The 19599-nt window shown below is 62.2% G+C and carries 16 protein-coding genes; 7 read left to right on the forward strand and 9 right to left on the reverse strand.

What is annotated here, in order from left to right; genetic code table 11:
* Nucleotides 1-21 precede the first annotated feature (21 nt).
* The 3 genes from B9Z31_RS06705 to B9Z31_RS06715 all read right to left on the reverse strand — a co-directional run bounded on the left by B9Z31_RS06705 (nucleotide 22) and on the right by B9Z31_RS06715 (nucleotide 3221).
* Entirely contained in the window at nucleotides 22-1626 is a 1605-nt protein-coding gene (locus B9Z31_RS06705; RefSeq protein ID WP_100118806.1) for an FMN-binding glutamate synthase family protein, read from the reverse strand.
* A gap of 83 nt (nucleotides 1627-1709) precedes the next feature.
* On the reverse strand, nucleotides 1710-2915 hold the full coding sequence (gene mnmC, locus B9Z31_RS06710) for an FAD-dependent 5-carboxymethylaminomethyl-2-thiouridine(34) oxidoreductase MnmC (RefSeq protein WP_233200811.1): 1206 nt from the start codon (nucleotides 2913-2915) through the stop codon (nucleotides 1710-1712).
* Nucleotides 2916-2948: 33 nt separating this feature from the next.
* A complete protein-coding gene (locus B9Z31_RS06715) occupies nucleotides 2949-3221 on the reverse strand; it encodes an oxidative damage protection protein (RefSeq protein WP_100118808.1) in 273 nt (90 codons plus the stop codon).
* Nucleotides 3222-3435: 214 nt separating this feature from the next.
* Between B9Z31_RS06715 and B9Z31_RS06720 the strand changes: the two genes are divergently transcribed.
* Both B9Z31_RS06720 and B9Z31_RS06725 read left to right on the forward strand, forming a co-directional pair.
* The gene (locus B9Z31_RS06720; protein ID WP_100118809.1) at nucleotides 3436-4212 is read left to right on the forward strand and encodes a ferredoxin--NADP reductase; all 777 of its coding nucleotides are present in this window, start codon (nucleotides 3436-3438) and stop codon (nucleotides 4210-4212) included.
* 82 nt (nucleotides 4213-4294) lie between these two features.
* The gene (locus B9Z31_RS06725) at nucleotides 4295-4792 is read left to right on the forward strand and encodes a disulfide bond formation protein B (protein WP_100118810.1); all 498 of its coding nucleotides are present in this window, start codon (nucleotides 4295-4297) and stop codon (nucleotides 4790-4792) included.
* Between the two features lie 272 nt (nucleotides 4793-5064).
* Here B9Z31_RS06725 and argA read toward each other — a convergent pair whose 3' ends face one another.
* Nucleotides 5065-6411 carry an amino-acid N-acetyltransferase gene (gene argA / locus B9Z31_RS06730; RefSeq protein WP_100118811.1) on the reverse strand — a complete coding sequence of 449 codons (1347 nt, stop codon included), beginning with the start codon at nucleotides 6409-6411 and terminating at the stop codon, nucleotides 5065-5067.
* Between the two features lie 102 nt (nucleotides 6412-6513).
* On the opposite strand from argA, the gene hrpA reads away from it, so the two are divergent.
* The 3 genes from hrpA to B9Z31_RS06745 are packed head-to-tail and all read left to right on the forward strand — an operon-like array spanning nucleotide 6514 to nucleotide 11231.
* On the forward strand, nucleotides 6514-10473 hold the full coding sequence (gene hrpA / locus B9Z31_RS06735) for an ATP-dependent RNA helicase HrpA (protein ID WP_100119112.1): 3960 nt from the start codon (nucleotides 6514-6516) through the stop codon (nucleotides 10471-10473).
* Between the two features lie 43 nt (nucleotides 10474-10516).
* A complete protein-coding gene (locus B9Z31_RS06740; RefSeq protein WP_100118812.1) occupies nucleotides 10517-10894 on the forward strand; it encodes a type II toxin-antitoxin system RelE/ParE family toxin in 378 nt (125 codons plus the stop codon).
* On the forward strand, nucleotides 10884-11231 hold the full coding sequence (locus B9Z31_RS06745) for a DNA-binding transcriptional regulator (protein WP_100119113.1): 348 nt from the start codon (nucleotides 10884-10886) through the stop codon (nucleotides 11229-11231). The genes B9Z31_RS06740 and B9Z31_RS06745 overlap by 11 nt, the downstream gene beginning before the upstream one ends.
* A gap of 152 nt (nucleotides 11232-11383) precedes the next feature.
* Here B9Z31_RS06745 and B9Z31_RS15670 read toward each other — a convergent pair whose 3' ends face one another.
* The 3 genes from B9Z31_RS15670 to B9Z31_RS06755 all read right to left on the reverse strand — a co-directional run bounded on the left by B9Z31_RS15670 (nucleotide 11384) and on the right by B9Z31_RS06755 (nucleotide 14303).
* Nucleotides 11384-11512 (reverse strand): hypothetical protein, encoded by a 129-nt coding sequence (locus B9Z31_RS15670; protein WP_255408640.1) that lies wholly within the window; start codon nucleotides 11510-11512, stop codon nucleotides 11384-11386.
* An 82-nt stretch (nucleotides 11513-11594) separates the two neighbouring features.
* Nucleotides 11595-12146 (reverse strand): DUF1003 domain-containing protein, encoded by a 552-nt coding sequence (locus tag B9Z31_RS06750; protein ID WP_199174454.1) that lies wholly within the window; start codon nucleotides 12144-12146, stop codon nucleotides 11595-11597.
* Between the two features lie 51 nt (nucleotides 12147-12197).
* Nucleotides 12198-14303: an alpha/beta hydrolase domain-containing protein gene (locus tag B9Z31_RS06755; protein ID WP_100119115.1), complete on the reverse strand. Its 2106-nt coding sequence runs from the start codon at nucleotides 14301-14303 to the stop codon at nucleotides 12198-12200.
* Nucleotides 14304-14519: 216 nt separating this feature from the next.
* Between B9Z31_RS06755 and B9Z31_RS06760 the strand changes: the two genes are divergently transcribed.
* Entirely contained in the window at nucleotides 14520-15743 is a 1224-nt protein-coding gene (locus B9Z31_RS06760; protein ID WP_100118813.1) for an MFS transporter, read from the forward strand.
* 55 nt (nucleotides 15744-15798) lie between these two features.
* Here B9Z31_RS06760 and B9Z31_RS06765 read toward each other — a convergent pair whose 3' ends face one another.
* Both B9Z31_RS06765 and pobA read right to left on the reverse strand, forming a co-directional pair.
* Nucleotides 15799-16668 (reverse strand): CoA transferase, encoded by an 870-nt coding sequence (locus B9Z31_RS06765; protein WP_100118814.1) that lies wholly within the window; start codon nucleotides 16666-16668, stop codon nucleotides 15799-15801.
* A gap of 286 nt (nucleotides 16669-16954) precedes the next feature.
* Nucleotides 16955-18148, reverse strand: coding sequence for a 4-hydroxybenzoate 3-monooxygenase (gene pobA / locus B9Z31_RS06770; RefSeq protein ID WP_100118815.1), 1194 nt, complete (start codon nucleotides 18146-18148; stop codon nucleotides 16955-16957).
* A 473-nt stretch (nucleotides 18149-18621) separates the two neighbouring features.
* Between pobA and B9Z31_RS06775 the strand changes: the two genes are divergently transcribed.
* Nucleotides 18622-19392, forward strand: a complete 771-nt coding sequence (locus B9Z31_RS06775; protein WP_100118816.1) for an IclR family transcriptional regulator C-terminal domain-containing protein — start codon at nucleotides 18622-18624, stop codon at nucleotides 19390-19392.
* The last annotated feature ends 207 nt before the right edge of the window (nucleotides 19393-19599 follow it).

Consider the following 19599-nt stretch of genomic DNA (forward strand, 5'->3'; position numbering starts at 1 on the left):
CAGGGTTGGGGCCCGCCCCACTCAGTGGCTGGCCAAACCCCAATGCTCGGCTGAGCTCGCTGCCCAAAATTCCGCAAAAGGACTGGGCAGTGCAGGGGCCGCAGGGTCGGTGGCCAACAGCTGCCCGTGGGTGAGGGTGACCGTGCTCTCGGCCAAGGATTTGGCATGGCCATGGGCATGCCGCACCATCAGGTGCTGCGGGGTGATGTCACCGGGCTGTTGCAGGCCCGCCGCACCCACCAAGTCGGCCAGCGCATGCAGCGTGTTGGCATGGAAGTAGAACACCCGCTCGGCTTTGTCGGTGACCACAATGGCGCGTTGTCGCACCGGGTCCTGCGTGGCCACACCTGTGGGGCAATGGTCGGTGTGGCAGCTGCGCGACTGGATGCAGCCCAGCGCAAACATGAACCCCCGGCCCGAATTGCACCAATCCGCGCCCAAGGCCAAGCAACGCGCGATGTCGAAGGCCGAGATCACCTTGCCGGAAGCGCCGATCCTGATGCGCTCGCGCAAACCTGCGCCCACCAAACTGTTGTGGACCAGTCGCAGACCGTCGCGCAGCGGCATGCCCACATGGTCGGCAAACTCGATGGGGGCGGCTCCGGTGCCACCTTCTGCGCCGTCTACCACCACGAAGTCGGGTGTTTGGCCAGTGGCCAGCATGGCTTTGACCATGGAAAACCATTCGGCCGGTTGGCCCACACACAGTTTGATGCCCACAGGTTTCCCACCCGACAGCTGGCGCAACCGGGCGACAAAGTTCAGCAATTCGGCAGGGCTTGAAAAAGCCGAGTGCCGGGCAGGGGAGACGCAGTCTTGGCCCATGGGCACGCCCCGCGCGTCGGCGATCTCTTGGCTCACTTTCGCCTTGGGCAGCACCCCGCCATGTCCGGGTTTGGCGCCTTGTGAAAGCTTGACCTCGATCATCTTGACCTGGGGCGACAGGGCCTGCAGCGCAAAGCGCTCCGGATCGAAGTGCCCGTCGGGCGTGCGGCAGCCAAAGTAGCCCGAGGCGATTTGCCAGATCAGGTCACCGCCGTGCTCTCGGTGGTGCACCGAGATGCTGCCTTCGCCTGTGTCGTGGGCAAAGCCGCCCATGGCGGCCCCCCGATTGAGCGCTTTGATGGCGTTGGGAGACAGGGCCCCGAAACTCATGCCCGAGATGTTGAGCAATGACAAGTCATAGGGCTGGGCACATTGCCCCTGGCCCACCCGGACCCTGAACGTGGCCGGGTCGGGCTGCACGGGTTGGAGTGAATGCGCGATCCATTCGGTGCCGGTGGCATACATGTCCTTGATGCTGCCAAACCCCCGCTTGTCGTTTTGGACCTTGGAGCGGGCATAGACCATGGCCCGTTGGTTGCGCGAAAACGGCAGCTTTTCTTCGTCGTCTTCCAAAAAATATTGCCGCAGTTCGGGGCGGATGTATTCCAGCGCGTAGCGCAGACGCCCGGTGAGCGGGTAGTTGCGGCGTACGGCTTGTTTGGCTTGCTGGAAGTCGATCCAGCCCAACACAAACAACAGGCCCAATCCGGCGCTGGCCCAACCGGACAGCGGCCAGACCACCACGGCCGCAGGCGCGGTGGCCAACCAAGGCAAATAGCGTGACAAGGATTGACGGGCCATGAACCAAGCACCTCACAAAACATCCAGCGCCGAAGGGCACGGAAACACACCCATCGTAGTGGGAAATGATGAATTTGTTGAATTTAAGTGCTGACGTAGCGCTCGGCTGTCAAATGCTTGACCAAGTCCGGCGGCAAGGGCAAGGCTTGGTTCTCCAGCCAAGTGGCGACGAGTTCACCGCAAAGCACGGCCAGACTGATCCCCCGGGCGCCCATGCCCGCGCTGATCCAAAGTCCGGGCAGCCTTTGGCTGTCGACGGGGCCGACCGCAGGCAAGCGGTTGGGCAGTGTGCACCGCAGACCTGCCCAGCCGTGGATCCGATCGGGCTGAAACTGCCGCTTCATCGCTTCGCCCAAATGGGGCAGCAGCGTGGCCAAACGGACTTGGTTGGCGGCGTGGTCTTCGGTACGCACGGGGGCTTGTTCGCAGTCGCGCTCAAAGGTCGAGCCGATGTACCAAGCCATGGGCCCCTCGGGCGAGGGCACGCCGCTGATGAAGCTGCCGTGGCCGTTGACAGGAAAAGGAGGCAGGTTGCTTGGATGGGGGTTGGCCGATGCGGCCAAGGCGTCGGCCCGAAGATCGGCCTCGAGCTCAGACATGAGGCCCCAGCTGACCTGACCCCGCAAGGGGTTCAGCGGTACCGCAAATCCGGGCTGGTTTTGCAGCAAGGCCAGGCTGTCAAAGGCGCTGGCCACCACCAGCAAGGGCGCTTGGCCCAGCACTTGCCCTTGCGCATTGAGCGCGGTCCAAGCTTCACCGTTCTTGGCGATGGCGCTCACTTTCTGCCCCCACTTCACCTGCACGCCGGGGGTCTGGAGTTGTGCGCTCACCAGTTGCCGGGGCCGAATCCAGCCTGCGTGCGCATGCCACAGCGCGGGGGTGTCGGGCGGCAAACCCGCTGCCGCAATGTGAGCCGCACTCGCTGGGGTGCTGGTGTCACCGGGGGCAGCCGTGGGCAAGCGGCGTTTGCCGGCGATGTTGTGCTCCAAAACGCCGCTCAAGGCCCAATCGGTCCCGTGCTGCAGCAGCGTTTGTGCCCGATGCAGGGTTGCTTGCACACCCGCACGGGTGATGCGCGAGAGCACGTTGTCGTCTGGAGAGACATGAGGGGCCGCCAGCCCGGCGGGCAGTCCCGAAGCGCCAGCGCCCACACCTTCGCCTTGGTCCAGCACGGTCACAGACCAGCCGCGAGACGCCAGGCTGTGCGCCACGGCCGACCCCGACAAGCCCGCGCCGATGACCAGCGCTTGACGAGGGCCCTGCCTGCCGCGGTCGAGATCAGTGCGCAATGAAGGCGAAATCCAGGGGGAAATCAGGGGGGATCAGGGTGTGGGGGGGACGTAGCCTTGGGCGGCGTCAGCGCCATCGCCGAAGAAGTGGTTTTCCATCTGGCGGGCCAGGTACTGGCGGGCGCGCAAGTCGGCCAGGTTCAGGCGGTTTTCATTGACCAACATGGTCTGGTGCTTGAGCCAGTCGGCCCAAGCTTGCTTGCTCACGCCTTCCCAGATGCGTTTGCCCAAATCACCCGGGTAGGGGGGGAAATCCAGACCTTCTGCTTCTTTGCCGAGTTTGATGCATTGAACGGTGCGTGCCATGTTGATGTCTTGCCTTGATGTATCTTAAGAAGCGCTGGTTATACGGATATAAAATTTCAGTATTTCCAGTTGTGAACGAATCACACGAAAATAGGGGCTGTCTCAAAGTCAGCAACGCCATTTCGTGGTCTTGCAGGCCGCAACTGTATCAAGCTTTCAGCATCCCCCATGGGCTTTGGGTCTCTTGATCCGGCCACAACATCCGTCCATCACCATGAGTGCTTTTCTCGAAGAACGCGTTTTGAGCGTCCACCACTGGACCGACCGCCTGTTCAGCTTCACCACCACCCGCGACCAAGCCCTGCGCTTTTCGAACGGGCACTTCACCATGATCGGCTTGCGCGGCGAGAACGGCAAACCGCTGCTGCGTGCCTATTCGATTGCCAGCGCCAACTACGAAGAGCACCTGGAATTTTTGAGCATCAAGGTGCCCGACGGCCCGCTGACCTCCAAGCTGCAACACATTCAGGTGGGGGACACCATCGTGGTGGGCCGCAAACCCACCGGCACTTTGCTGTGCGACTACCTCTTGCCCGGCAAACACCTGTACCTGATGGCCACGGGCACGGGCTTGGCCCCTTACATGAGCATCATCCGCGACCCGGAAACCTATGAGCGCTTTGAAAAAGTGATCCTGGTGCATGGCGTGCGGCAGGTCAACGAGTTGGCTTACCACGACTACATCACCCAAGAGCTGCCCGCCAACGAGTTTTTGGGCGACATGGTGAGCAAGCAGTTGCTGTATTACCCCACCGTGACCCGCGAGCCCTATAAAAACCAAGGTCGCCTGACCGATTTGATCGAAAACGGCAAGCTCTTCGCCGACTTGGGTCTGCCCCCGCTCAACCCAGAGGACGACCGCATCATGATCTGTGGCAGCCCCGCCATGCTCAAAGACCTCAAGCGCATCTGCGAAGAACACGGCTTGGCTGAAGGCAACACCAGCACCCCGGGTGCCTTCGTCATCGAACGGGCGTTTGCCGAATCCTGATGGCGCTGGGGCTTTGTGACTTGCCCCACCAACGCAGCTGAACACGGGCGCACAATGCGCCCGTTGGCTTTTGAGAACGACCATGAACCTGACTTCCATCACCCCCAGACGTCTGCTGGCCCTGATCGCCTTGTCCGGCATCGGCATGCTGGCCTTCGGCTTGTTTTTGCAGCACATCGTGGGCCTGAACCCATGCCCCATGTGCATCGTGCAGCGTTATGCGCTCATTGGCGTGGTGCTGGTGGCGGCTGTGGGCTGGCGTTTGCGCGGCTGGGGCCTGGCGGTGTCGGGTTTGCTGCTGGCGCTGGTGGCCGGTTTCGGTGGTTTTACCGCGGCCCGCCAAAGCTGGCTGCAGTGGTACCCGCCTGAAATCGTGACCTGTGGCCGCGACTTTTACGGCATGGTCGAAAACTTCCCCATCAACCGCGCCATCCCCATGATCTTCAAAGGCAGCGGCGACTGCACCCAGATCGACTGGACCTTTTTAGGCGGCTCGATCGCCAACTGGTCGTTCGTGGCATTTGTGGTGTTTGGCCTGGCAGGCTTGTGGATCACCTACAGAACCTTGAAGAACCGCTGATGGCAGTTGGGGAACAAGCCCCTGCATGTGGGAGCAAGTCTTTTGATCTAGGAGCGAGCCCCTGCTCGCGAATGTGATTCGAAATCCCGGCCATTTGAACCCTTCGGCCGCAGGGGCGGCCTCCCACAAAAGCCAGGCAGCCATCTGCACAGGCCAATCAGTCGGCCTCCCACAAAAGTCAAGCAGCCATCCACAAAGGTCCAGCAGACCCATTCCCTGTGGGCGCGAGCCGCTGCTCAACGCAGGAACGCACACACCAGTCGGAATGGGTCTTAGAGCTTCTTGACCAGCACCTGGCTCTTGCGGTCCCAGTTGTACTTGCGTTTGCGCGCCTCGGGCAGCCAGTCGGGGTCTTGCTGGACAAAGCCGCGCTTGATGAACCAGTGCATGGTGCGGGTGGTCAACACAAAGATGCTTTTGACCCCCATGGCGCGGGCGCGTTGCTCGATGCGCTTGAGCACCTTTTCGCCATCGCCCTGGCCTTGCGACTGGGGTGACACGGTGAGCGCCGCCATCTCGGCCGTCTTGGCTTCGGGGTAGGGGTAGAGCGCCGCGCAGGCAAAGATCACACCGTCGTGGTCGATGATGGTGTAGTGGTCGATGTCGCGCTCGATCTCGGTGCGGTCGCGTTTGACCAAGGTGCCGTCTTTCTCAAAGGGCTCGATCAGCTGCAAGATGCCGCCCACATCGTCCGAAGTGGCTTCGCGCAATTCTTCGAGTTTTTCGTCGATCACCATGGTGCCGATGCCGTCGTGCACATACACCTCGAGCAGCAGCGCGCCATCCACCGCAAAGGGCAGGATGTGCGAGCGCTCCACACCTTCTTCGCAAGCTTTCACGCAGTGCTGCAAATAAAAACCAATGTCGGTCGGCTCGGTCGGTGTGGGCAGCGAGGCCAGCAGTTGCTTGGCGGCGGCCAGCGGCAGTTCGGTGTCGATCGGGTTGTCCTCGCTGGCCGGGGCGTGCGGCTCGATGCGGATGCCCGGCACCTCGGTCACAAAAATCAGCTTGTCGGCCTGCAATTCGGTGGCCACACTGGTGGCCACTTCTTCCATGGCCAAATTGAAGGCTTCGCCCGTGGGCGAAAAACCAAAGGGCGAGAGCAGCACCATGGCGCCCATGTCCAGCGTGCGCATGATGCCGTCCACGTCCACTTTGCGCACCAGGCCCGAGTGGATGAAGTCCACGCCGTCCACAATGCCCACGGGCCGGGCGGTGATGAAGTTGCCCGAAATCACCCGCACCGTGGAGCCCGCCATGGGCGTGTTGGGCAGCCCCTGGCTGAAGGCGGCTTCGATCTCGTAGCGCAGTTGGCCCGCCGCTTCTTGGGCGCAGTCGAGCGCCACGCTGTCGGTGATGCGGATGCCCTGTGAATATTTGGGGGTGTGGCCCTTGGCGGCAAGTTGCTCATTGACCTGCGGGCGAAAGCCGTGCACCAGCACGATCTTCACGCCCATGCTTTGGATCAAGGCCAAATCTTGCGCCAGGTGTTGCAGCTTGCCCGCAGCAATGGCTTCGCCCGCGATGCCCACCACAAAGGTCTTGCCCCGGTGCATGTGGATGTAGGGCGCCACCGACCGGAACCAGGGCACGAAGGTGAAGTTGAAAACTGTGGACATGGGCGGCGAAGGTGCGGTGAAGGGGCTGCGAAAGTGGCAGGGTGCGCGGGACTGGGATAATCCCCCGCTGTTCTTGCCTTGATTTTCACAGAAGTTTCCGCCTTGTCCGACACCCCCCTCCAAATCGAGTTCCCCGAAGGCCTGCCCGTCTCGGCCCGCCGTGACGAAATCATGGCCGCCATGGACCAGCACCAGGTCATCATCGTGTGTGGTGAAACCGGCTCGGGCAAGACCACGCAGCTGCCCAAAATCGCGCTCATGCTGGGCCGCGGCAAGATCAACGCCAAGCCGGGTGAACGGGCTCGGATGATCGGCCACACCCAGCCCCGGCGCATTGCGGCCAGCTCGGTGGCCAAGCGCATTGCCGAAGAACTCAAGACCCCGCTGGGCGAGGTGGTGGGTTTCAAGGTGCGGTTTCAGGATCGCCTCTCCAAAAACGCCTCGGTCAAGCTCATGACCGACGGCATTTTGCTGGCCGAGACGCAAACCGACCCGCTCTTGCAGGCCTACGACACCATCATCATCGACGAGGCGCATGAACGCAGCCTGAACATCGACTTCTTGCTCGGCTACCTGCGCCAGATCCTGCCGCGCCGCCCGGACCTCAAAATCGTGGTCACTTCGGCCACCATCGATGCCGACCGCTTTGCCAGGCACTTTGCCAGCCAGCCTCGACTGGCGCTGGGCCGCCCCAAGCCAGGCGAAGCCCCCTCGGGGGGCAGCGAGCCACACCAAGTGGGCGAGCGTGGGGGTCCGGTTCCTGCCCCGGTCATCATGGTCTCGGGCCGCACCTTCCCGGTGGAGCAGCGCTACCGCCCGTTTGAAGAGTCGCGCGACTACGGCCTGAACGAGGCCATGGCCGATGCGGTGGACGAACTCTGGCAAGGCGGGGCAGGGGGCGACATCCTGATCTTCTTGCCCGGCGAGCGCGAAATCCGCGAAGCTGCCGACCACCTGCGCAAGCACCTGGCGCACCAGCCGCTGACCCGCAACGCCGAAGTGCTGCCCCTGTTTGCCCGCCTGTCGCAGGCCGAGCAAGACCGCATTTTTGAAGCGTCCAACGGCCGCCGCATCGTGCTGGCGACCAACGTGGCCGAGACGTCGCTGACCGTGCCCGGCATCCGTTATGTGATCGACGCCGGCACGGCCCGCGTCAAGCGCTACAGCCTGCGCAGCAAGGTCGAGCAGCTGATGGTCGAGCCCATCAGCCAGGCCGCGGCCAACCAGCGGGCGGGCCGCTGCGGCCGTGTGGCCAACGGCATCTGCATCCGCCTGTACGACGAGAAAGACTTTGCAGGCCGCCCGCGCTTCACCGACCCGGAAATCTTGCGCTCGTCCTTGGCGGGCGTGATCTTGCGCATGAAGTCGCTGCACCTGGGTGTGGTGGAAGACTTCCCGTTCATCGAAGCGCCGTCCAAACGGGCCATCACCGACGGCTACCAATTGCTGGCCGAGTTGGGTGCGGTGGACGACGACAACGAACTCACCGCCATTGGCAAAGAGCTGGCTCGCCTGCCGCTGGACCCGCGTGTGGGCCGCATGATTCTGGAAGCCCGTGGCCGTGAAGCGCTGGAAGAAGTGCTGGTGATCGCCAGCGCCATGAGCGTGCAAGACGTGCGCGACCGCCCCATGGACGCGCAGGCCCAGGCCGATCAACAACACGCCAAGTTCGACGACGACAAGAGCGAGTTCACCGGTTACCTCAAGTTGTGGAAATGGATCCACGACGCCCGAGGCGGCCACGGCACCGAGCACAAGTTGAGCAACCGCCAATACGAACAGCTGCTGCGCCAGAACTTCGTCAACATCCGCCGCGTGCGCGAGTGGCGCGACACGCACACCCAGCTGCTCACGGTGGTCACTGAGCACAAGTGGCGCATCAACACGAAGCCCGCGAGCTACGAGCAGCTGCACCTGTCCATGCTGGCGGGCCTGCTGGGCAATGTGGGCTACAAGCTCGAAGACGAAGAGGCCTATCTGGGCGCACGCGGCATCAAGTTCCACAAACACCCCGGTGCGCACCTCTCCAAAAAGCCGGGCCGCTGGATCGTGGTGGCCGAATTGGTGGAGACCACGCGCCTGTTTGGCCGAGGCATTGCAGCGATTGAGCCGCAGTGGCTGGAGCAGGTCGGTGCGCACCTGCTGCGCAAGCAAGTGCTCGACCCGCATTGGGAAAAGAAGTCGGCCGAAGTGGTGGCGCTGGAGCGGGCCACGCTCTACGGCCTGGTGGTCTACAGCGGGCGGCGCACGGCTTACAGCCGGGTGGACCTGCACGGCGCCCGCGAGATTTTCATCCGCGAAGCGCTGGTGGGTGAGCAGTGGGAGAGCAAGTTGCCGTTTTTGGCGGCCAACCACAAGATGATCGCCAAGGTCGAAGAGCTGGAGCACAAGTCGCGCAGGCAAGACGTGCTGGTGGACGACGAACTGATCTACGCCTTTTACGACCAGCAAATTCCGCCCGAGGTGTGCAGCGGCCGCCTGCTCGAAGATTGGTACCGCCACGAGAGCGCCAAGCAACCGCGCCTGCTGCTGCTGACCCGAGAAGAGCTGATGCGCCACGAAGCGGCAGGCATCACCACGCAGGCCTTTCCCAAACACATCCGCCTGGGCGGCACTGACTGCCAGGCCACTTACCTGCACCAACCGGGCGACGCCCGCGATGGCGTGACGGTCACGGTGCCCTTGTTTGTGCTGAACCAGGTGAGCGAAGACCGCTGCGAATGGCTGGTGCCCGGCCTGCTTAAAGACAAAATCCAGGCCCTGCTCAAAAGCCTGCCGCAGCGCCCGCGCAGCCGCTTTGTGCCGCTGCCCGAATCGGCCACGCGCTTGGCCGCCGAGCTGTCGGCGCCCGAGCTGTTTGGTACGGGGTCGCTGACCGACGTGCTGCTGAAAAAAGCCCGCGACGAAACCAGCCTGGACATCAAGCGGACCGACTTCAAACACGAGATGCTCAGCCCGCACCTGTTCATGAACCTGCTGGTGGTGGACGAGCACGGCCGCCAGCTGGGCATGGGCCGCAACCTGGGCGCGCTCAAAGGCGAGCTGGGTGCCAAAGCGCGTGGCGCGTTCCAGGCCTTGGCGCAACTGAAAGTGGCTGCAGCCCCGACTCCTATCCCCGATCTGGCATCGGCCAACGCCCCAACGAACACAGCCAGCCCCCAACGCAATCACGCTGTCCCGGCCAAAGCCGCGGCAGCGCCCAAACCCTTGGCCCCCCAGCGCTACACCGCCTGGACCTTTGGCGAGCTGCCCGAGCTGATGGAAATCAGCAAGGGCGGCCAGACTTTGATTGGCTTCCCTGCGTTGGTGGACGTGCAAGACGCGGTGACCATCGAGGTGTTTGACGAGCCCGATGTGGCCGCCAGCAAAAATCGCGCAGGCCTGCGCCGCCTGTTTGCGCTGCAAATCAAAGACGCGCTCAAGTACCTTGAGAAAAACATCCCTGACCTGCAAAAAATGGCGGTGGCTTACATGCCGCTGGGTACGGCCGACGAGCTGAAAACCCAGATCATCGACGTGGCACTGGACCGCGCCTTCTTGCTCGACCCATTGCCCAACGACGAGATCACCTTCAAGCGCCGCATCGAAGAAGGCCGGGGGCGCCTCACCTTGATCGCCAACGAAGTGGCCCGCTTGGCGGGCACCATCTTGCTGGAGTTTGGCGCGGCCACCCGCAAGATCAAGGACACGAAAAACGCGCCCGATGCAACGGCCGACTGCACCCAGCAACTGCAACGCCTGATGCCCAAAAACTTCATGGCCGCCACCCCGTGGCCGCAGCTGCAGCACTGTGCCCGTTACTTGAAAGCCGTGACCCTGCGCCTCGACAAATACCGCGCCGACCCCGCCCGCGACGCGCAGCGCCTGACCGAGCTGAAACCGCAAGAGCAACGCTATTGGCGCTTGGTGGCCGAACGCAAAGGCGCGCAAGACGCCCGCATGCTGGAGTTCCGCTGGCTGCTGGAAGAGCTGCGCGTGAGCTTCTTCGCGCAAGAACTGCGCACCCCGCAGCCTGTCAGCATCAAGCGGCTGGAGAAGGCTTGGGGGCAGTTGAACCATTGAGGTGGTTTTGTGATTTATGCCACCAAGTGGCATAATTTAATGCATGCGCCGCGTCTTCAAAACCCGTCAATTTGCCAAGTGGATGCGTAAAAGCGATCTGACGGATCACGCTTTGTGCCTGGCCGTGTGTGAAATGGTCAGTGGCCTGGTGGATGCTGATCTGGGTGGAGATGTGCTCAAAAAACGCGTTGCCTTGCCCGGTCGCGGCAAGCGTGGAGGCGCCCGCACTTTGGTGGCCACACGCAGGGCCAGTCGTTGGTTTTTTGTGTACGGGTTTGAAAAGAACGAAAAAGCCAATGTGACCAGCACCGAGTTGGAAGGTTTGCAGTGGCTGGCCAAACAACTGCTGGACTTGACTGGACGTCAGCTTGATGTCGCGGTGCAAGACGGTTCTATATATGAAATTTGCCATGAGCACTAAACCTAAAACCCAGACAAAAGCCAAACCCCAGGCCGCCAGCCGAGTGCTGGAAACGGTTTACGAAACAGCGGCAGACTTGGAGCGCCTCGGGTTCATTGACAAGCGCAAGATGCAAAAGCTCGACGCGCTTTGCATGGAGCCCATTGCGCCCTATGACAGCGCCCAAATCCGCGCCCTGCGCGAGCAGCACAAGCTGAGCCAGACGGTGATGGCTTCGGTGCTGAACACCAGCGCCTCTACAGTGCGCAAATGGGAGATCGGTGAAAAGCACCCCAGTGGCCCCTCGCTCAAGTTGCTGAACTTGCTGGACCGCAAGGGCTTGGATGCGTTGTTGTGATGCGCTGCCTACCTTGAACAAAAACGGCGCCCTCAGGCGCCGTTGCTCAGTTCGCAATAACTCAATGCTTGCCGAACTTGCCCTTGGCCGCTGTCACGCAGCTGGTTTTGGCATCGCCCGCGAGGGCTTCGCACTTTTCATGGGCGACTTTGTCATCGGCTTCGGTCTTTTTTGAGGCGTCGACTTTTTTTGGGCATCGCCAATTTTTGTGCAAAGGCCGCCGACAAGGGCAGCAGGCTGGCACACACGATGGCGGCGGTGAGGGTTTTGAGGTTTTGCATGGGGGGTTCTCTGTGTGGATGACGAGAACCCATTGACGCACGTTCGGCCCATGGGCGTCAGTGCATCAACGCACCGATGCACTCAAGGGCGAGCGTGGGCTTGGGACGTCAACACCTTGACTTGCGCGCTGAGTTCCCGCACCGCTTGGGTCAGGCTCAACAGTTCTTGCTCTTTCAAGATGTCGATCTTGTTGTGCAGAAGTTCGATCTCCAGCTCTGCTTTGACATTGATCTCGTAATCGATTTGCGCATGCCTGCGGTCCAGCTCTGACTGCCGGTTCTGGCTCATCATGATGGCGGGTGCTGTGTAGGCCGCCTGAAACGACAGCAGCAAGTTGAGCAGGATGAAGGGGTAAGGGTCCCAGGCGTTTTGCCCCACCAGCACGTTGCCCGTGATCCAGATGGCGATGGCCGAGCTTTGCAACACGATGAAACGCCAAGACCCAATGGTCGCCGCCACGCCGTCTGCCAATCGCTGACCCCGCGTCAGTGGCCGTGCAGCCATGTGCTCCGGGATGAGGGTTGGCGCGATGGCCAGTTGCTGTCGATGGGCTCTGCGCAGCTGCCGCAGCAGCGCCAACTGTTGCATTTCTTCGGCAGATGGTTTGGCGACGGGGTGGGGTGGGTGTTGCATGAGACCTCCAAGGCTGGCTTGGAGGGTAACAGGCAAAGCCCGAGTGCAGTCTTAACGCAGAACGGCGCTCTTGGCGGCAGCTTCGATCAGGGCTTGTGCATCGTCTTTCAACAAAAAGCCCGCTTTCATGGCGCGTTCTGTTGCTTTCACCACGGCTTGTACATAACCATCGTGTGAGCCATAGCGCTCTTGCAGCGACAGGCGGGTGTCGCCGTTGGCTTGGCGCTCGGCCGCTGTTTTGGCAAAGGGCACCATGCCGCCCACGTAGTTGCAAATTTCGCCTTTGTGAAATGGGCGTGCGCCATCGGCGGTCACGTTCCAGCCGAGGTAGGTGCCCAGCGGCGCATCCAGCAACACCACGGGCAGGCCACCCAATTCGTTGCCATCGGCATCCACTTTGGGGGCGAACATGGGCAACACTTGTTTGATTTTGGGCGGGGCATTCGTGGGCACACCCGAGCCATCTACCGCCTTGAAGCCAGGGCCCCAGTCGTAGTCGTGCACCGGCATGATGAAGTCACGCTCGGGCACTGTGGGGCGCAGGCCGGGCAAGGTGGGGTATCCCAATGCCGTTTTTTCTGCGATGGCCAGTTGGTTTTTGGCCAAAGTCGGGAATTGGCTGGCGGGTGGCTCTGTGCCTTTCATGACCCAGTTGCGAAAGTGGACGCGCAACGCATTGACGGTTTCTTTGTGCGGCACAGGGTTGGCGGGCAAAAGGCCTTGACCAAAGTTGTTGCCGGGGCACATAGGCCCTTCTTTGGGCAGCCCGACGCCAGGCAGGCTGGAGTCAAAACCACCCCCTGCGCCACCGTGGTTGCTGCTCGCAATGTAATAACGCTTCACGTTCGGTGGCAGCGGCAGGTCTTGCTTGGCGTCTGTCCCAATCCACTCAGGCGTGAGTTTCAAAGCCCAGACTTCGGCCGAGCCAAAGTGCTCCATGATTTTTGGACAGGTGCGCGTTTGGGTGCAGCGGTCCAAGATGCCTGCGGCAGGCGTGCCGCGCACGGGGTCGGGGTGGGGCAGCCACCACTGCGGGCCTTCGCTGCCCGCTTGGTAAAGCTCCAACACGCCATCGGGTTGCGCCCAGCGGAAGTTGAGGGCGATGCGGCGGCCTGCGATGATGGGCCACAAACCTTCATGCACCTGTTTGCCCGCTTCGTCTTGGTTGAAGCCCAGGTGCAGCCAGCCCCGCAGGTAGTTGCCCGATTGCGATACGCCCCGTGCAATGCTGTGCGTGACAGCATTGGCCAGCGGGTTGGGTGTGCCGCTGTCGTCGGCTTTGGCGTGTTTGAAGAACACCGCCACATCGCGCCAAGCGGCAAAGCCAATACCCAAAACATAAGGGTCTTGGGCCGTGAACACCACTTGGTAAAGGCGTTTCGCGTCAAAGCCATTTTTCAGGCAAATCTGTGTGGGGTCGGGTGTGCCCGGAAAGGGGTTTTGCGCATCGCATTTGGCCCAGGCCCAATCGGTGGGCGCGATGGCTTGTTCGTCAAACACTTCGCCGTTCATGTTTTCGCGCCCGCGTGAGACCAGCGTGGCTTTGCCGGTGTCCAAGCTGGCGGGTTTGTAAGGCACGGGGTTGGTTTGCACCATGAGCGGCTGAGAGCCAGGGCCTGAGCGGTTGACGATGCGTGCAAAAACTTGTCCAGAGACTTTGGATCCGTCGGCGTTTTTGGCCACAGGCAACTGCAAAAACTGCAGCCCGTTGATGGTGGCTTGGGGCTTGACCGCCGTGGCACCGGCATTGTCGCCTTGCCATGCACTGGCCAGACCGATGTCACCGTTGGCGAACTCTTGCTCGGCATAGGGGAACACACGTCCGCGGTTGGGCACGTCATGCCACATCAGGCCGCTGGCGTCTTTCAGGTTCACCGGTTTGTAGATGACAAAAGAGGCGATGTAGCGCACTTTGCCGTCGGCATCTTTGGCCAACTCAATGTCTTGGATGATGGCGTTTTGGGCGAGTTTTGGATCGAGTTCACCAAAGGCGCGTCCCGCGACCTGCTCGTACGCGATGCCAGCCGGTTTGCCTGGAACAGCTGCCACAGGGCGGGTGTCGTCGATCACGATGCGTGTGACACGCGCTTGCGCTGAAGGGTTGGCCAAAGCCAACAGGGCTGCGGCCCAAAGGCCTTGACGGAATAAATGAGGCATGGCAACTCCTGTTTGTGCGGTGCACGTTGCATGGATGCTGTCATTCAACCGCATTCTCGGGGGGCCTTCAAGGGTGGAGACCCCCAAGCTGTGCGCGTTTGACGCGGCTTGAGCAACCAAGGTGACATGTGCGTGCTTGGCGCGAGCGATGGCTGATGAGGGGGGTCTCGTTGGCTGTCTCCGTCCTTGTACGATGCACAAAACCTCAAGGCATTTATGACGCTTCCACTTTCCGCATCTTTCAAGCGATTGGCTTGGTCGAATTTGTTGGCCCAATCGGCGGAGCAGCTGAGCTTGGCGGCTGTGCCGATCGTGGCCGTGCTCTTGCTCAAGGCCGGTCCGGGCGAGATCGGCTTGCTCGCGTCCATCCAGTCCTTGCCTTTTTTGTTGCTGGCCATGCCCTTGGGGCTGCTGGCTGACCGCACATCGCGCACGCGCCTCATGGCTTTGGCCGAGGCGCTGCGGGCTTTGGCCTTGCTGCTGCTGTTGGGTTTGATCGTCGCGGGTCAGGTTTCGATTGCGGCTTTGGCGGTGCTGGGTTTCATGGCCGCGGTGGGCACCGTGGCGTTCAGTGTGGCTGCGCCATCTTTGGTGCCGGCCTTGGTGCCGGTCGATGCCTTGGCCCAGGCCAATGGTCGGCTCGAGTTGGCGCGCAGTGCGGCGTTTGCCGCAGGCCCGGCCTTGGCCGGCGCCTTGATTGCATGGACGGGCGCGTCTGCGGCATTTGTGCTGTCGGGCATGTTGTCGGTGGTGGCGGTGTTGTGCCTGCGCGGCATCACCGAACCCACCCGGGCCGCCATGCCCGACAGGCACCCTTTGCTGGAATTGCAAGACGGGGCCAAGTGGGTGTGGCGCAGTGACTATTTGCGCCCCATGATGTTTTGTTCCATCGTCTGGAACATTTCTTGGTTCATGCTGCAAGCCGCCTACGTGCCGTACGCCATCAACGATTTAGGTTTGGACGCCAGCGGCGTGGGCGTGACTTTGGCTTGTTATGGCGTGGGCATGATCTTGGGGTCTTTGCTGGCGCCCCGCGTGGTCAGGCTGCTGCCCTTTGGGCAGGCCACATTGCTCGGGCCTTATTTCTCGGTGCTGGCAGCGCTGACGATGGCGCTGACGCTTTTTTGGCCCCAGGGCTGGTTGGCGGCACTCTCGTATTTCTTGTTTGGCGCGGGTCCCATCATTTGGGTGATCACTTCAACCACCTTGCGTCAAACGGTGACCCCCCGCGCCATGATCGGGCGGGTCTCGTCCATCAACATTGTGGTCAGCACCGGCGCGCGGCCTTTGGGCGCCGCTTTGGGGGGCGTGGTGGGGGTGAGCTTTCCGGTCTCCGTCAGTCTTTGGTGTGTGGTGGCCGGTTTTTTCCTGCAGGCGGCGCTCATCACCGCGTCCAAGCTGCGCACCTTGAAGCGTTTGCCCGATCCTTTGCCGGACTGAGCGCCGCTCTGTGAAAACCCAGCGCGGCAAGGGCGCCGCGCCTACCGCGACACCGTCAGAGCGGCAGGGTCATCAGCGGGATGTCTTTGGCCGTGGCCAGTTTGTCGAGCTGGGCGCGGGTTTGGCTGGCCAAGAAAGCTTCAATGGCCTGGCGTGTGGCGGGCTTGAAGAGGTCTTTGACCGGATGCGCCAGTGCAATGCCCGCTGCTGCGCACAGGCTCATGGCAAAGTGCGGCTCCAGCGCCGCGACGGCCACGCGGCCGTTTTTGCAGGCGTAAATGCGGTAACCCGCGTGTGCGCCACCCACAGCGCCATCGGGTGTGGTCATGCGCAACTGGCGGGGCAGTGCCAGCCAAGCGGCCGCTTCTGACAAAGCCACCTCATGGCGGGTGCCTTGGCCGCTTGTCTTGAGGGTGATGACGGCTTTGAGCGTGGCCTCGCTGGCCATCAACGCACCGCCCATGTCGGCGAACAAACTGGGCGGCAGGTCCATGCCATTGACCAAACCCACCTCGGCTTGGTAGGTGAGGTCGTGGCCAGGAATTTCGGCCAAGGGGCCGGGTGCGCCCACCACTTCGATCAGGCTGAGTGCGGGGTATTGCTTGTGCAGAGCTTTCCAGCCCAACCCTAATTTGTTCAGGGCGGAAGGGCGAAATGAAGTGAGCAGCACGTCGGTCTTGGTCAAGAGCTTGTGCAACTGGGCCTGACCTTTTTCTGTCTTGAGGTCCAGCGTTTGGTGCTTGACGCCTTGGTGCATCAGCTCGTAACCGCTGGGCGTGTAGTGCTGCATCGGGTCGCCAGCAGGCGGGTTGACCTTGGTGCAGCTGGCGCCCATTTGCGCCAAACGCATCAGGGCTGCGGGGCCGGGCAGGTTCAGGGCAAGACTCAAGACGCGCGTGCCGCGCAGGGGTTTGGTGGTGCTCATGGTGCCCCGATTGTAAAAGCCCCCCGCGTACGCAAAGGCATCCCACATCCCCTGCGGTCGCGAGCTGCGCGTTTTGTAGGAGCGAGCCCCTGCTCGGGAAGGGTAGCCGTGGTGGAGGATTCATTCGGCCGCAGGGGCGGCCTCCCACGGAGATTTGATATTGAGCGTTGAGTGAGAGCCCCCCCACAAAGCCTTCAACGGCGTGTTGTGGGAGCGAGCCCCTGCTCGCGAATGTGGGAAGAGGCTCGGCAAGCGCTCGCTCGCAGGTGCAGCAGAACGCAGCGGCTTACTCGCCGAAATTCAGTGGCAAGCCCACATAGTTTTCGGCCATGGTGCGCGAGCCCGCTTCGCTGTGGATCAGGTAGTCGAGTTCAGCGTCTTGGAACTTCTGGCCGATGTCGCCGTTTTCTGGGAAGTGGTGCATCAGGCTGGTGAACCACCAGCTGAAGCGCTCTGCGCGCCAAACGCGGCGCAGGCAGCGCTCTGAATAGGCGTCGATGCCGGCATCGGTTTTGTCGGCATAAAACTCGATGAATGCGGTGGACAGGTACTTGACGTCGGTGGCGGCCAGGTTCAGGCCTTTGGCGCCGGTGGGCGGGACGATGTGCGCGGCGTCGCCTGCCAAGAACATGCGGCCGAAGCGCATCGGCTCGGTCACAAAGCTGCGCAGCGGGGCGATGCTTTTCTCAATGCTCGGGCCTGTCACCAAGTGCTCGCGGGCTTCGGGGTCCAGACGATGGCGCAACTCGGTCCAGAAGGCGTCGTCCGACCATTGCTCGACCTTGTCGGTGGTGGGCACTTGCAGGTAGTAGCGGCTGCGCGTGGCGCTGCGCTGCGAGCACAAGGCAAAACCGCGGGTGCTGTTGGCGTAAATCAGTTCGTGGTGCACGGGCGGTGTGTCCGACAGCACGCCCAGCCAGCCAAAGGGGTAGACCTTCTCGTATTCCTTGATGGCGCTTTTGGGGGCACTGGCGCGGCACACGCCATGAAAACCGTCGCAGCCCGCAATGAAGTCGCATTCGATGGTGTGCAGCTGGCCATTTTTTTCGTAGGTCACGCGGGGTTTTTGGCTGTCAAAGTCGTGCACCTGCACATGGCCTGCCTCGTACACCGTGGGCAAACCTTCTGCCTGGCGGGTGTCCATCAGGTCGCGGGTGACTTCGGTCTGGCCGTACACGATCACTTTTTTGCCGCCGGTGAGGTGGTCCATGTCGACGCGGTGGCGTGCGCCTTTGAACAACAGGTCAAAGCCCGTGTGCACCAAACCTTCTTGGTGCATGCGCTGGCCCACACCGGCTTCGTCCAGCAGGTCCATGGTCACTTGCTCCAGCACGCCTGCGCGGATGCGCGAGAGCACGTAGTCGGGGCTTTGGCGCTCCACGATGATGGCGTCGATGCCCGCCTTGAACAGCAATTGGCCCAGCAGCAGGCCGGAGGGGCCTGCGCCGACGATGGCGACTTGGGTGCGGGTGGTGCTCATGGGTGTCTCCTGGAATCGGTTTTGGCAATGCCGGCCAGCTTAGAGGGCCGGCCCTGTGACAGAGGGGTGTGGCGTTCGAATTTGTGCGATAAGGTGGTTTTTTGTGCGATGATCGCGCAAATCATTCGGCCGCAGGGGCGGCCTCCCACAAAGACCCAAAGGCCTTTGGGGCATCTTTTGTGGGAGCGAGCCCCTGCTCGCGAAGGGTTGAGACACCACTGCAGTCATTCGGCCGCAGGGGCGGCCTCCCACAAAGACCCGAAGGCCTTTGCGGCGTTTTTTGTGGGAGCGAACCCCCGCTCGCGAAGGGTTGAGATACCAGTGCAGTCATTCGGCCGCAGGGGCGGCCTCCCACAAAGACCCGAAGGCCTTTGGGGCGTTTTTTGTGGGAGCGAGCCCCTGCTCGCGAAGGGTTGAGACACCACTGCCAACATTTGCGAGCGGGGGCTCGTGCACACTTTATTGAGTTGACCATGACGATTGCCAAAGCAGATTACATCGAAGGTTTGGCCAAAGGTTTGGCGGTGCTCGAGGCTTTTGACACCGAGCGCCAGCGCTTGAATGCCACCTTGGCCGCGCAGCGAACGGGCATCACGCGGGCCTCGGCCCGTCGGCATTTGCTCACGCTGACCGAGTTGGGCTATCTGGAGACCGATGGCTCGCACTACTGGTTGTCGGCGCGGGTGCTGCGTTTGGCGGGCAGTTACATGGCCACTTCACGCCTGCCCAGAACGCTGCAGCCCACCCTCAACCTGTTGGCCGCGCAGACGCAGGCGGCTTTCAGCGCGGTGGTGCTCGATGGCGATGAGTGCGTGATCGTGGCCCGCAGCGCCGGCGTGGCCGAGCCGGTGCGGCACTTGGCCTATGGCCTGCACCTGGGTGCTCGGTTGCCCGCCCACGCCACCTCCACCGGGCAGGTCTTGCTGGCCAATCTGCCCAAGGCAGACTTTCTGGTGTGGCTCAAAGGCCGGGAGTTGGCCCGCATCACGCCGCAAACCGAGGTGGGTGTGACCCGGTTCAAAGGGCTGATTGAAAAGGTTCGCCAAGACGACCATGCCTTGGCCCGCGACGGCCATGAACTCGGTATCCATGCGCTGGCGGTGCCTCTGCGCAATATGCAGGGCCGCACGCTGGCCGCGCTGAATGTGGTGGGCACGGCCGAGCAGTTGAGTGAAGCCTCTGTGCAGCGCAAGTGGCTGCCCTTGCTGCTCGAGGCGGCGCGGGCCTTGCGGCCTTTGCTGTGATGGCGCGGGTCGATGGCCCCGCAAACATTCGGCCGCAGGGGCGGCCTCCCACGGAGACCCCTTTGTGGAAGGCTCCTACGAAGACCACTTTGTGGGTGGACCTGCGCTGATCTCTTTTGTGGGAGCGAGCCCCTGCTCGCGAATGGTTGTTGTGGCCCCGCAAACATTCGGCCGCAGGGGCGGCCTCCCACTGAGACTACTTTGTGG

This window comes from Limnohabitans sp. G3-2, from assembly GCF_002778275.1.
In the GTDB taxonomy this organism is placed as follows: Bacteria; Pseudomonadota; Gammaproteobacteria; order Burkholderiales; family Burkholderiaceae_C; genus Limnohabitans_A.

Bases quoted from the DNA above. Each gene is read 5' to 3' on its own strand.
- B9Z31_RS06705 (WP_100118806.1), bottom strand. From the start codon at position 1,626: ATGGCCCGTCAATCCTTGTCACGCTATTTGCCTTGGTTGGCCACCGCG.
- B9Z31_RS06745 (WP_100119113.1), top strand. From the start codon at position 10,884: ATGAGCACTAAACCTAAAACCCAGACAAAAGCCAAACCCCAGGCCGCC.
- B9Z31_RS15670 (WP_255408640.1), bottom strand. From the start codon at position 11,512: ATGCAAAACCTCAAAACCCTCACCGCCGCCATCGTGTGTGCCAGCCTG.
- B9Z31_RS06760 (WP_100118813.1), top strand. From the start codon at position 14,520: ATGACGCTTCCACTTTCCGCATCTTTCAAGCGATTGGCTTGGTCGAAT.
- B9Z31_RS06725 (WP_100118810.1), top strand. From the start codon at position 4,295: ATGAACCTGACTTCCATCACCCCCAGACGTCTGCTGGCCCTGATCGCC.
- B9Z31_RS06765 (WP_100118814.1), bottom strand. From the start codon at position 16,668: ATGAGCACCACCAAACCCCTGCGCGGCACGCGCGTCTTGAGTCTTGCC.
- B9Z31_RS06720 (WP_100118809.1), top strand. From the start codon at position 3,436: ATGAGTGCTTTTCTCGAAGAACGCGTTTTGAGCGTCCACCACTGGACC.
- B9Z31_RS06715 (WP_100118808.1), bottom strand. From the start codon at position 3,221: ATGGCACGCACCGTTCAATGCATCAAACTCGGCAAAGAAGCAGAAGGT.
- argA (WP_100118811.1), bottom strand. From the start codon at position 6,411: ATGTCCACAGTTTTCAACTTCACCTTCGTGCCCTGGTTCCGGTCGGTG.
- pobA (WP_100118815.1), bottom strand. From the start codon at position 18,148: ATGAGCACCACCCGCACCCAAGTCGCCATCGTCGGCGCAGGCCCCTCC.
- B9Z31_RS06775 (WP_100118816.1), top strand. From the start codon at position 18,622: ATGACGATTGCCAAAGCAGATTACATCGAAGGTTTGGCCAAAGGTTTG.
- B9Z31_RS06740 (WP_100118812.1), top strand. From the start codon at position 10,517: ATGCGCCGCGTCTTCAAAACCCGTCAATTTGCCAAGTGGATGCGTAAA.
- B9Z31_RS06755 (WP_100119115.1), bottom strand. From the start codon at position 14,303: ATGCCTCATTTATTCCGTCAAGGCCTTTGGGCCGCAGCCCTGTTGGCT.
- B9Z31_RS06750 (WP_199174454.1), bottom strand. From the start codon at position 12,146: ATGCAACACCCACCCCACCCCGTCGCCAAACCATCTGCCGAAGAAATG.